We start from the raw sequence: 11,293 nt of genomic DNA on the forward strand, positions 1-11,293 counted from the left end.
ATGCCGAAGCCACGCGGCGCCCTGAGCGAGTGGACCGTCGCCCGGCTCGGGGCCTCGGCCCCGGAGGTCGCGCTCCGCCCCGCGCCGAACGCCGACTCCTGGGACGACGAGGCCATCGCGTTGTGGACCCTGCACGAGCTGTCCTACCGCGGCTTCGAGGACGCGACCGACGAGGGTGAGTGGGACCCCGAGGTGCTGCTGGTGCGCCACCGCCTCGAGTCCGACCTCGAGGCGCGGCTTCGCGTGCGCTGGCCGGGCGCCGACGCCGCCCCGGCCGACGTACCTGCTGCGCTCGAGACCGTCGTGTCCGAGGACGACGGCCCGTCCCTGGCCGACCACGTGCGCCGCCGGGCCACCCTCGACGAGGTCCTCGAGCTCCTCCGCCAGCGCTCGATCTACCACCTCAAGGAGTCCGACCCGGTCGCGTGGGTGGTTCCGCGCCTGCCGGTCCGGGCCAAGGCCGCGCTGATGGAGCTGCAGTACGACGAGTACGGCGACGGCGACCCCAACCGGCTGCACCACCACCTCTTCGCCCAGGGCCTCGTGGCCGTGGGCCTGCGCTCGGAGTACGGCGCCTACGTCGACGACGCGCTGCCCGAGACCCTCGAGCTCAACAACGCCGTGTCCCTGTTCGGCCTGCACCGCCGGCTGCGGGGCGCGGCCATGGGGCACCTCGCCGCCTTCGAGATGACCAGCTCGCTGCCCTCGCGGAAGATGGTGCAGGGCCTCGACCGGCTGGGGCTCGACGGCCCCATGGCTGCCTACTACGACGAGCACGTCGAGGCCGACGCCATCCACGAGCACCTCGCGTCGCAGGACATCTGCGGCACGCTGGCCGAGGACGAGCCCGACCAGGCGGCCGAGATCCTCTTCGGAGCGTGGACCTGCCTCGACCTCGAGGCCCGCTTCGCCACCGCCCTGCTCGAGCAGTGGGACGTGGGCTCGTGAGCGGCGAGCCCCGCCCCGGGGCCGAGCGCGAGTTCGCCCACCCCGACATCGTCATCCAGCCGCACGGCCCGATGCTGGTGCGGGGTGCGGAGTCGATCCGCGACGAGTCGGGGACCGTGCACGCGGTCGACCGCCCGGTCGTGGCGCTGTGCCGCTGCGACAAGTCGAGCCGGCTGCCCTGGTGCGACGGCACGCACAAGGTGATCCCCCGCTAGGACGTCACGCCCGGTCCAGCCGGGCCAGGACGCCGCGCTCCTCCTCGCGCACCTCCACCACGGTGAGGCGACCGGTGGCCAGGCACGGCTCCGCCTTCAGCACGTCGACCTGGGCGGTCGTGCCGAGCTGCAGCACGGCCGATCCGCCGGGTGCGAGGTGCCGGTCGATGACGGCCAGCACCGCCCTGGCGACGTCAAGACCGTCGTCGCCACCGTCGATGGCGGTCAGCGGGTCCTCGGGGAACTGGACGGTCTCGTCGCGCGGCACCCACGGCGGGTCGGCGATGACCACGGGGAACCGCTCGTCGTCGCGCACCGCCTCCTCGAGCCGGCCCTCCCGGACCTCCACGCGGGCGGCGATGCCGGCCGCGGCCGCGTTGGCGCGGGCGTAGTCGCACGCGACGCTGCTGGCGTCCACGCACACGAGCGGGCGCGAGGAGAGGAGCACGGCGAGCAGGCCGATGTGGCCGGCGCCCGAGCAGAGCTCGAGCACGGGACCGTCAGGCGCGCTGGTCATCAGGTCCGCGGCCCAGGCGGACTGGGCGGCGGTCCACTCCCGGGGTCGCAGCACCCGCTCGTCGAAGGCGATGGTCAGCGGCCCGAAGGCGAGGTGCTCGGTCATGACCGACCACCTCGCAGCCGGCGGGTGCGGTGCTCCCACAGCGCGGCCCGGGCGGCGTTGGCGCCGGCCGCGCCGTGCACGCCGCCTCCCGGGTGCGCGGAGGCGGAGGCGAGGAAGAGGCCGGGCACGCCGGTCGCGGCCCGCCCGCGCATCGCCGGGACGGGTCGGAAGACCAGCTCCTGGTGCAGCTGGGAGGTCCCGCCGTTGATCGCGCCGCCGACGAGGTTGGCGTTGCGGGCCTCGAGCTCGTGCGGGCCCATCACCCGGCGCGCGGCCACGAGGTCCCCGAAGCCGGGTGCGCGCGCCTCGATCCGCGCCTGCATCCGGTCGGCGAAGCGCTCGAGGTCGTCGTGGTCCCAGCGGCCGGTGACCCCCTCGCCGGCGTCGCGACGGGTCATGGCGGGCTGGGGCACGTGCGTGTAGGCCCAGAACGACTCGGTCCCGGCGGGCGAGCGCGACGGGTCGCTGGTGGTCATCTGGCCGGTGAGCAGGAAGGGCCGGTCGGGCACGACGCCGGACGACACCTTCGCCAGGGTCTCGGTCATCTCCTCCACGGAGTCCGCGACGTGCACCGTGCCGGGCGAGTCGTCGGGCCGGCCGGTCCACGGGATCGCCCCGGTGAGGGCCCAGTCGACCTTCACCGTGCCCGGGTCGAGCTCGAAGTGGCGCATGCCGCGGACGACCCGGGCAGGCAGGTCCTCCCTCGGGACCAGGCCGCCGAAGAGCTTCGGCGCGACGACGTCCGCCACCACCGCGCGGGCGTCGTACGCCTCGCCGTCACGGGTCTGCACCCCCACCGCCCGGCCGTCGCGCACGACGACCCGGGTGACCTCGCGCCCGGTCTCCACGCGGCCGCCGATGCTGGTCAGGCGGGTCACGAGCGCGTCGGTCAGGGCCTGCGCGCCGCCGCGCGGCACCGGGAACCCGACCGTCTGAGCGAGCATGGACATGAGGACGCCGAACACGCCGGACCCGGGGGAGGACAGCGGGAAGTCGGCGTGACCGGCGTTGCCCGCGAGCAGCAGGCCGCCGGCCGGTCCGCCGAACATCTCGCGCCCGAGGGAGGCGACGGGCGTCGCGAGCCGTCGGACGGTGTCCAGGCCGCCGGCGCGGGCGAGCGCCGGCAGCAGGCGGGCTCCCGCGCGCACCGGGGGGAACGGCGAGGTGAGGCCGTCGACGAGCGCGCCGCCGATGCGGTCCCACGTGCGGCACAGCTCGAGCCACGCCTCGCCGTCGCCGGGGTGCAGCGCGTCCATGCCGGCCGCGGTCCGCTCGCGGTCGCGGTGCAGCACCGCCCACTGGCCGTCGCCGAACGGGTTGCCGAGCACGGCGGGAGCGTGCTCCCACGCCAGGCCGTGGTCCTCGAGCCGGAGCGAGGTGATGGCGCGGGAGGCGAGGGCGAGGGGGTAGAAGGCGCTGAACGTGTCGTGCACGAAGTCGGGGTGCAGCTCGCGGTCGCTGCGGACCGCACCGCCGACGGTGGGCTGCGCCTCGAGCACGAGGACGCTCCACCCGGCGTCGAGGAGCACGTTGGCCGCGACCAGCCCGTTGGGCCCCGCCCCGACGACGACCGCGTCGTAGCGGCGGCCAGGCGCCGAGGTCACGTCGTCCGACCCTCCACGACGTAGGCGAGGCGCTGCAGGGTCTCGTCGTTGCGGAGGTCGAGCTGGACGTCGCGCAGCGGCTTGGGCACCAGGACACCGGGGCCGGCCGTGGCGTCCTCGTGGATGGTGACGAGCGTCTCCGACCCCGTCTGCTCCAGGACGATCTCGACGTGCGCCTCGCCGGCAGGCCAGGCGCGGGCGCGCAGCAGGAGGCGGTTGCCGGGATCGACCTCGAGGACCTCGGTGGTGTCGTCGATGAGGAGCGGCCACGAGCCGACGCTGTGGTGCAGCCGGGTGCCCACTGCGGGCCAGCCCTCGTCGACGTCGCGCATCCGCGAGGCGCCCACGACGAACAGGGGGTAGAGCCAGCCATCGGCCAGCACGGACCAGACCCGCTCCGGGGTCGCCTTGATCAGTCGGCTGCGGGTGCTCATGCGTCAGTCCCTCCGGGGCTCGTGGTCACGGTGCCGTCGTACCCCCTGCGTGGTCCAGCATGCACGCTGTGTCGCGTTGAACGGGAGCGCCCGGGTTCGCTAACTTTTGCCACGACTCCAGAACACGGGTCGTCGGTGCGCTTCTGCAAGGAACCTCTTTGTCGACCCACGACTCCTCGGCGGTGTTCGCGGCGCTCGCCGCCGAGCTCCAGCTCGAGCCCGACGAGGCGCTGACCTCCCAGGCCATCGTCACCCGGATGCGGGAGCTGGTGCCGGAGGCGGACCACGTCAGCCTCACCATCCGCACGACCCGCGGTGCCCACAAGACCCTCGCCAGCAGCGCTCCGGTGGCGGCCGAGGTGGACGCGCTCCAGTACGAGCTGGGCGAGGGGCCGTGCCTCGAGATCGCCGACACGGGTGGCTGGCTGCGCAGCGGGGCGGTCGAGCGAGACCCGCGCTGGCCCGGGTGGGGCCCGAAGGCGGCCGTCCTCGGAGTGCGGTCGCTGCTGTCGGTCGCCGTGACGGACCGGGACGAACCGCTCGGCGCGCTCAACCTCTACAGCGGTGAGCCGAGCAGCTTCGCCGACCGCGACGTGGTCGACCTCGCGCTGGTGTACGCCGTCCACGCCACGACGGCGCTCTCGTCCGCGCGACGCGCCACCACCCTCCAGACCGCGGTCAGCTCGCGGCACGTGATCGGGATGGCGCAGGGGATCGCCATGGAGCGCTACGGCATCGACCAGCACCAGAGCTTCGAGCTGCTGCGCCGGCTCTCGTCGACGACCAACGTCAAGCTGCGCGACATCGCGGCCCAGATCGTGGCGACCCGGGCCATCCCGAACGACCTCCGTGAGGACGCGGAGGGCTGAGCCTCACTCCGGCAGGCGGCCGGTCTCCAGGACCTGCTCCGCGACGCGCCCGATCTTGGTACGACGGTTGCGGGCGGCGCCGCGGAGCCGGTTGAACGCCATCACGGCGTCGATCGACTCCTTGGCCATCAGGTAGCCCACGCCGCGCTCGATGAGGACGCGGTAGTCGAGGGCGTACTGGAGCTGGCGGGCGAGCTCGCCGGCCGTGTGGGCCTGCAGGGCCGTGGACAGGGTGGTGGCGATGACCTCGGCGTACCTGACGAGGGCGGCGACCTCGCTCGCGTCCCAGTCGTGGGCGTGCTCCTGGTAGACGTCGAGCGTGCCGACCGGCACGCCGCCCATGCGCACCGGGACGCCGAGGACCGCCCGCACGGGCTGGTCGGCCAGCCGCGTGGCCAGGACCGGCCAGCGCTCCGGCTCGGCGGTGATGTCGCGGCTGATGACGACCCGGTCCTTGACGAAGGCCTCCGTGCAGGGACCCTCGCCGGCCTCGGCCTCCGTGGTCTCCAGGATGCGCCCGGGACCGTCGCTGGCCGCGACGTAGGCGAGCACGTCCTGCTCGTCGGCGATCAGCAGGCCGGCGCCGCCGACGCCGAAGAGGTCGACGCACGCCGCGACGACCTGCTCCAGCGCCGTCTGCACGCTCCCGTCGTCGACGCGGGACTGGGTGAGGCGGCGGATGCTCTCTGCGAGGGCCGCGTCATCGATGTTCACGGTGCCAGATCCTCCCCCGTGAGCCGCCTCCGAGGCCAGCGCGACGCGGGGAGGTGGGCGACGAAGGCGTCGAGGAGCGCCTGGTCGGCCCCGTCGGCGGACCCGTCGTGGGTCGCGACCAGGACGCGCGCGACCGTGCGGACCTTCGTGTTGCTGTCCTGCGAGATCCGCAGCAGGCTGCGCCACGCCTGCTCGGTGCTGCACTCGTAGCGGGCTGACAGCAGCCCGATGGCCATGCCGATCGCGCGCTGCGACTGCACCGCCTCCTGCAGCTGCGCGACCTCCGCGCGCAGCGTCGGGTCGGGCAGGTCGGCGGGCCCCGATGGCCCGCCCGGGGATAGGGGTGTCCCAGACATCGTCACCTCTCGCATGACGTAGGTCCGCGGACACAGGGCGGAGCTCGGTGATCGAGCCCGATGAGTCTACAAGCGGTCACTGACAACGGCCTTCCCAGTCCATCTGGGATATCGTCGGAGCGACTCGAGCCCAGTGGTCGCCCGTTCTCCTTGCCGGAGGCGCACCGTGCCCACGTCACCCCTGCCCCGCAGGGCACCCGAGGTCTATGACTTCGAGGGCGACGGCGACGCCGCACGCGAGTGGCTCGACACGGCCTACGGCACCAGCTTCCGCCTCGGCGGCCGCCTCGGCACGGTCCGGCACCACCGGGCGGACCACGGAGCCATCGCGTTCGACCACCTGACGATCGACGCCCGCTTCACGATCGATTCCGACCCGGTCCCGGCGCTGGTCGTGGTCGACCTGCTGCACGGCAGCTCGGAGTACACCCGCGACCACGTCACCGACCGGCTCCGCGACGGCGACTCGGTCGTGCTGTCGGGCTGGGAGATGCCGTTCACCGGCAGCAGCGACGCCCTCGAGGTCCGCGACACCGTCTTCACGGCCGAGGCGCTCACCAGCGCCGTCGAGGACGTGGTGCCCGACCACCCCGGGGAGCACCTCACCTTCACCAGCTACGTGCCCCACTCGCCCGCTGCCGGGGCGAGGTGGCGCGCCACCGTCGACCTGCTCAGCACGGGCTTCCCCGGTGCGGAGGCGCCGCTCGCCCGGTCGCACGCGTCGCGGCTGCTGGGCCACACGTTGCTCCACACCTTTGCGAACAACGTCGTCGATCCGTCGGCCGTGCCCCGCGGGGTGGACGCCAGCGACGCCACCCCGTCCACCGTCCGCCGCGCCCTGCGGTTCATCGAGGAGCACGCGGACGAGGACGTCACCGTCGCCCGACTGGCACAGGCGTGCGGAGTGACGCCGCGCGCGCTGCAGTACGCCTTCCGCCGGCACCTCGGGTGCACCCCGATGGCCTGCCTCCGCCGGGTCCGGCTGGACCTGGTGCGGCAGGCCCTGCGGGACGGCTCCGCGCTGAACGTCGGTGAGGTCGCCGTCCGCTACGGCTTCTTCAACCCCGGCCGGTTCGCCGCGGGCTACCGCCAGGCGTTCCACGAGAACCCCCGCGACACGCTGAGCCGCTCCCACTCCTGACGTCACCCGTCACTCCGGCCCCGTCCGTTCACCCGGCCGTTCGCTTTCCGGCTGGCCAACTGGTCCAGACCATGGCACAGTCGAGGTATCGCCTTGCTGGAGACCACGGCAAGCCGTCCCCGTTTGTGAAGGGAGCAAGCCGTGGTCGACACCATGACCCTCCGCGTTCAGCACCCTCGTTCCACCACCGAGTCGTCCGCCGAGGCCGAGCGGCACGCGCCGATCCACCGCCTCATCGAGGACAACGTCCCGATCGCCCGGTCGATGGCTGCGCGCTACCGCAACCGAGGCATCGACCTCGACGATCTCGAGCAGGTCGCGCTGCTGGGCCTCACCAAGGCCGCCCAGCGCTTCGACCCCCACGCCGGCCACGACTTCCTGTCGTACGCCGTCCCCACGATCCGCGGCGAGCTGCGTCGGCACTTCCGCGACGCCGGATGGATGGTCCGCCCGCCCCGGCGGGTCCAGGACCTCCAGGCGCGCATCGCGAGCGCGCAGCGCGACCTCGAGGCCGAGCTGGGCCGCTCCCCGCGACCCACCGAGGTCGCCGCGCACCTCGGCGAGGAGCTCGACGGCGTGATCGAGGCCCTCTCCGCCGACGGCTGCTTCACCCCGACCTCGCTCGACGGGACCGTCGGTGACGGCTCGTCCACGCTGGGAGACCTCCTCGGCGCCGACGACCGCGCCATCGAGTCGGCGGAGGCCCGGGTCGTGCTGGATCCCGTGGTGCGGAAGCTGTCCGACCGCGATCGCCGCATCGTGCGGCTGCGGTTCTTCGACGAGTGCACGCAGCAGGAGATCGCCGAGGACATCGGCCTCACGCAGGCCCAGGTGTCCCGCGTGATCACGCGCATCCTCGGCGACCTCCGCGAGCAGCTCGGTGAGCGGCACCCCGCGGTCTGAAGGCAGCGGACGCCCATCGGGCATGCTGGTCGCATGCGCTTCACCGAGCACGAGCTGACCGTCGCCGTCACGGCCGCCGCGAAGGTCGTGGCCGGCGGGAAGCCACGCCGCCGCGTCACGGCCGACGAGGCGTGGGACGCGATGAGCAAGATCGATCGCTACCACCTCCTCGAGGCGGTCGGCAGCCAGGTGCTGCCCGTCATGCTCGCGCTGCCCGACATCGAGGTGCCCGCAGGCACCCGCCCGACCTTCACCGACGAGCAGGTCGCCACCGCCGTCGAGCAGACGCTGGGCGAGAGCGGTGTCGGTCGGCTGCGCCAGAAGGTCGCGGTGGCCGCCCGCGTGACCCTCGTGCGTACGGCGCTGGCGCAGCTGCCGGTCCGTCAGGACCCCGACGCGCTGGTCGTGCCGGACCACCTGTGAGTGGCTCTGAACCTGAGGACCGCCCTCAGGTTCGGTGCGTACGGTCGACGGCGATGACTCACACCATGCGTACCCACCGGCCCGTCCGGACCACCGTCGGCGCCCTCGCCGCCGCCGCCGCCCTCCTCGCCCTCACCGCCTGCAGCGCGGGCGGCGACGATGACGCCCAGGCCTCCGACGGCTCCGGTGCCTCCTCGGCCTCCGCAGACCCCTCGGCTGACGCCTCCGCCGGCGCGTCCACCGACGCTGCCGAGCCCGACCTCGAGGGCATCCCCGACGTCGTCGCCGAGGTCAACGGCGAGGAGGTCACCAAGGACGAGTTCGTCCCCGTCTACCAGGCCAGCTTCCAGCGGGCTGCCGCGCAGGCCCAGATGGGTGGCGAGGCTCCCGACGAGGAGGCACTGAAGAAGCAGACCGTCGACGACCTGGTGGACACCGAGCTGCTCGCGCAGGAGGCAGACTCCCGCGGCATCTCGGTCAGCGACGAGGACGTCGACGCCGAGCTGCAGACCCTCGCGGAGCAGAACCAGATGGGCTCCGCCGAGGAGCTGCTGAAGGCCGTGGAGGAGCAGGGCCTCAGCGAGGAGCAGGCGCGCGCGCAGGTCGAGACCCAGGTCATGGTCGAGCAGCTCGTCGATGACGAGGACGGGCCGATCGAGCCGACCGAGAAGGAGCTGCGCACCCTCTACGCCCAGGCGAAGAAGCAGCAGGCGCAGTCCGGGCAGAAGGGGCAGGCGATCCCGCCGTTCGCGCAGGTCCGCGACCAGATCGCGGAGCAGGCCACGGCCGAGCAGGTCGGCAAGGTCGCCCAGTCCCTCGTCGAGGACCTCCGCAAGGGCGCCGACATCACCATCAACCTCTGACCCGTCACGCGGGAGGGGGTCCCGCCGGGCCTTCCCCTATCTCCGCTTGTTGGTCCTGCGTGCACGGAGAAGGCACTAAAGTCGACGTCGTGTGCCAGTCCCGTGTCCCCGAGCCCACCGCCTGGCGGCGCGTGGTGACCTTGGGGACGCGTCGGTGACGCCGCGTCCACTCGCGCTCCCGTGGGCGCTCGGGTTCGCGGTGGCCTACACGCTGCTCGCGTTCGCGGCCCGGCTGACGGTCGTGGACGGCCAGACGGTGAGCCTCGTGTGGCCCGGAGCGGGTGTGGCCATGCTGTGGCTGCTGGCGGAGTCGCCACGCCACCAGGCGCGCGTGCTCGTGCCGCTGACCCTGATCCACGGCAGCGTCTCCACGATCACCTCGGCCCCTGCCACGGTGATCGCCCTGGGAGCGATCTCGGTCGCCGTCCAGACCTGGCTCACGGTGGCCCTGATGCGGCGCTGGTGCCCGACCCTCCTGGGCGCGGGTGGCACCGAGAGCTTCCGCTCGCCGAAGACGCTCGCGCGCACGTGCGCGGCGGCCGCCATCGGCAGCACCGCCGGCGCGCTCATCGGCGCCGCCGGTGTGCTCGTCGCCGGCGACGGGAGCTGGGACGCGTGGGTGCCGGAGGCGTGGTTCGCCCGTCACTTCACCGGCATCCTCGTGGTCGGGTGCGTCGGCCACCTCGCGTGGGAGTGGTACACCCAGCACCTGCCGCCCCGTGCGCGCGGCGGCACGCGACTCGAGCTGGCGATGCTGTGGGTCGTCTCGCTGGTCGTCCTCGTCGCCATCTTCTTCCAGCCCCTGCCGCTGGTGTTCGTCGTCGTCTCGCTCTGCGTGTGGTCGGCGGCCCGCTTCCCGACCTACCTCGCCGCGCTGCACGCGCTCTCGCTGGGCATGGGCGGCCTCGTGCTCACCCTCTTCGGCGTGGGCCCCTACGCCAGCCTCGGCGACCCCGTGGAGGAGACCCTGCTCTCCCAGGTCTTCCTCGTCGTCGTCCTGCTGACCGGTCTCGCCGTCGGCACGCTGAGCGACCGGATCGACAACCTGGTCGCCCGCACGGCGCGCGCCCAGGAGCGGGCGGCCGAGCAGGCAGCGCTGCTCACCGAGATGACCGAGAGCATGGACGAGGGTCTCATCGTCATCGACCACGACGGAGGCATCGAGCGCAGCAACGGCGCGAGCAGGCGACTCGCCCACCGGGTGCGGCCAGGCGCCCCGGACGAGGTGGCGCTGGCGGCACTCGTGGACCTGGTGGTCGACCCCGCACTCCAGAGCACGGGCGCGGTCCGTGCCGAGCTCGGCGTCGGCGACGTCGAGGTGCCCCTCGACTCCGGTGAGGAGATGGTCCTCGCGGTCTCCCGCGTCGTCCTCCCCGCCCGGCGCGGCGACGAGGACCGCTCCGCCGTGCTGCTCGTGCTCCGCGAGGTGACCGAGCACCGCCGGGGCCTGCGTCCTCTGGTGGGCTTCGCCTCGACGGCCGCCCACGACCTCCGCGGCCCCCTGACGGCCATCCGCTCCTGGATCGGGCTGGCGTCCGAGGACCTCGACGCCGACAGCGACACCCTGGTCGCGCTCCAGCGCGCCGAGCGGGCATCGGGCCAGATGGCCCAGCTGATCGACGACCTGCTCGCCCACGCCCTCGCCGAGGCCGGCGACCTGGCACCCGAGGACATCCCGCTCACCGGCCGCGACGGCGTGCTGACGCTCGCCGGCAACCTCCTCGGCCCCGAGGACGTCCTCGAGGCCCCCGGCACGCTCCCCTCCGTGCACGCCGACCGGCTGGCGGTGCGCCAGCTCTTCGCCAACCTCGTCGACAACGCCGTCAAGTACGCCCGCCCCGGGGTGCCGGCGCGCATCTCGGTGTCGGCCCACCGACAGGGGTCGCGGGTCGTCGTCGAGATCCAGGACAACGGCGTCGGCGTCGGCGAGCACGAGCGCACCCTGATCTTCCAGCGGTTCCACCGCAGCGACACGGTCCGGTCCGGGTTCCGCGGCACCGGCATGGGCCTGTCCATCTGCCAGACCATCGTCCACCGCCACGGCGGCACGATCGAGTGCCTGGCCGCCGAGCCCGCTCCGGGATCGGTCTTCCGCTTCGACCTCCCGGCCGCCGAGGGCGACCCCGGTGGCGTCGTGCCGCACGCCGACCAGTCGTTGACGGGCGCGCGCTCGGGCTAGCGGCGCGCTGGCGCGGCGGGGC

13 protein-coding genes are annotated in these 11,293 nt (G+C 73.5%); 8 read left to right on the forward strand and 5 right to left on the reverse strand.

All coding sequences use genetic code 11. The features are described 5' to 3' along the window. Together ASC64_RS07820 and ASC64_RS07825 are read left to right on the forward strand one after the other, a co-directional pair. Positions 1 to 948, forward strand: coding sequence for an iron-containing redox enzyme family protein (locus ASC64_RS07820; RefSeq protein ID WP_056906981.1), 948 nt, complete (start codon positions 1 to 3; stop codon positions 946 to 948). Next, positions 945 to 1,163: a CDGSH iron-sulfur domain-containing protein gene (locus ASC64_RS07825; protein WP_056906982.1), complete on the forward strand. Its 219-nt coding sequence runs from the start codon at positions 945 to 947 to the stop codon at positions 1,161 to 1,163. Before ASC64_RS07820 ends, ASC64_RS07825 begins: the two co-directional genes overlap by 4 nt. A 4-nt stretch (positions 1,164 to 1,167) precedes the next feature. Here the strand turns inward: ASC64_RS07825 and ASC64_RS07830 are convergent, their stop codons facing one another. From ASC64_RS07830 to ASC64_RS07840, 3 genes are read right to left on the reverse strand one after another with little or no spacing between them, the layout of a single operon-like run. Beyond that, positions 1,168 to 1,785 carry a methyltransferase domain-containing protein gene (locus ASC64_RS07830; RefSeq protein ID WP_056906983.1) on the reverse strand — a complete coding sequence of 206 codons (618 nt, stop codon included), beginning with the start codon at positions 1,783 to 1,785 and terminating at the stop codon, positions 1,168 to 1,170. Next, a complete protein-coding gene (locus tag ASC64_RS07835) occupies positions 1,782 to 3,389 on the reverse strand; it encodes a phytoene desaturase family protein (protein ID WP_056906984.1) in 1,608 nt (535 codons plus the stop codon). The genes ASC64_RS07830 and ASC64_RS07835 overlap by 4 nt, the downstream gene beginning before the upstream one ends. After that, positions 3,386 to 3,823 (reverse strand): SRPBCC family protein, encoded by a 438-nt coding sequence (locus ASC64_RS07840; RefSeq protein WP_056906985.1) that lies wholly within the window; start codon positions 3,821 to 3,823, stop codon positions 3,386 to 3,388. Before ASC64_RS07840 ends, ASC64_RS07835 begins: the two co-directional genes overlap by 4 nt. Before the next feature lie 158 nt (positions 3,824 to 3,981). Here ASC64_RS07840 and ASC64_RS07845 point away from each other — a divergent pair, with 158 nt between their 5' ends. Beyond that, positions 3,982 to 4,692 (forward strand): GAF and ANTAR domain-containing protein, encoded by a 711-nt coding sequence (locus ASC64_RS07845; protein ID WP_056906986.1) that lies wholly within the window; start codon positions 3,982 to 3,984, stop codon positions 4,690 to 4,692. A 3-nt stretch (positions 4,693 to 4,695) separates the two neighbouring features. Here the strand turns inward: ASC64_RS07845 and ASC64_RS07850 are convergent, their stop codons facing one another. Together ASC64_RS07850 and ASC64_RS07855 are read right to left on the reverse strand one after the other, a co-directional pair. Then, the gene (locus ASC64_RS07850) at positions 4,696 to 5,406 is read right to left on the reverse strand and encodes a GAF and ANTAR domain-containing protein (RefSeq protein WP_056906987.1); all 711 of its coding nucleotides are present in this window, start codon (positions 5,404 to 5,406) and stop codon (positions 4,696 to 4,698) included. Beyond that, positions 5,403 to 5,762, reverse strand: coding sequence for an ANTAR domain-containing protein (locus tag ASC64_RS07855; RefSeq protein WP_162245778.1), 360 nt, complete (start codon positions 5,760 to 5,762; stop codon positions 5,403 to 5,405). The genes ASC64_RS07850 and ASC64_RS07855 overlap by 4 nt, the downstream gene beginning before the upstream one ends. Before the next feature lie 166 nt (positions 5,763 to 5,928). Between ASC64_RS07855 and ASC64_RS07860 the strand changes: the two genes are divergently transcribed. The 5 genes from ASC64_RS07860 (at position 5,929) to ASC64_RS07880 (ending at position 11,271) form a co-directional block, all read left to right on the forward strand. Further along, positions 5,929 to 6,903: a helix-turn-helix transcriptional regulator gene (locus ASC64_RS07860; protein ID WP_056906989.1), complete on the forward strand. Its 975-nt coding sequence runs from the start codon at positions 5,929 to 5,931 to the stop codon at positions 6,901 to 6,903. A 153-nt stretch (positions 6,904 to 7,056) separates the two neighbouring features. Then, a complete protein-coding gene (locus ASC64_RS07865) occupies positions 7,057 to 7,806 on the forward strand; it encodes a sigma-70 family RNA polymerase sigma factor (protein WP_082550326.1) in 750 nt (249 codons plus the stop codon). A 33-nt stretch (positions 7,807 to 7,839) separates the two neighbouring features. Beyond that, on the forward strand, positions 7,840 to 8,229 hold the full coding sequence (locus ASC64_RS07870; protein ID WP_056906991.1) for a hypothetical protein: 390 nt from the start codon (positions 7,840 to 7,842) through the stop codon (positions 8,227 to 8,229). 53 nt (positions 8,230 to 8,282) lie between these two features. Next, the gene (locus ASC64_RS07875; RefSeq protein ID WP_056906992.1) at positions 8,283 to 9,092 is read left to right on the forward strand and encodes a SurA N-terminal domain-containing protein; all 810 of its coding nucleotides are present in this window, start codon (positions 8,283 to 8,285) and stop codon (positions 9,090 to 9,092) included. A gap of 154 nt (positions 9,093 to 9,246) precedes the next feature. Further along, positions 9,247 to 11,271, forward strand: a complete 2,025-nt coding sequence (locus tag ASC64_RS07880) for an ATP-binding protein (RefSeq protein ID WP_056906993.1) — start codon at positions 9,247 to 9,249, stop codon at positions 11,269 to 11,271. Positions 11,272 to 11,293 lie beyond the last annotated feature (22 nt).

It is taken from the genome of Nocardioides sp. Root122 (assembly GCF_001425025.1).
In the GTDB taxonomy this organism is placed as follows: Bacteria; Actinomycetota; Actinomycetes; order Propionibacteriales; family Nocardioidaceae; genus Nocardioides.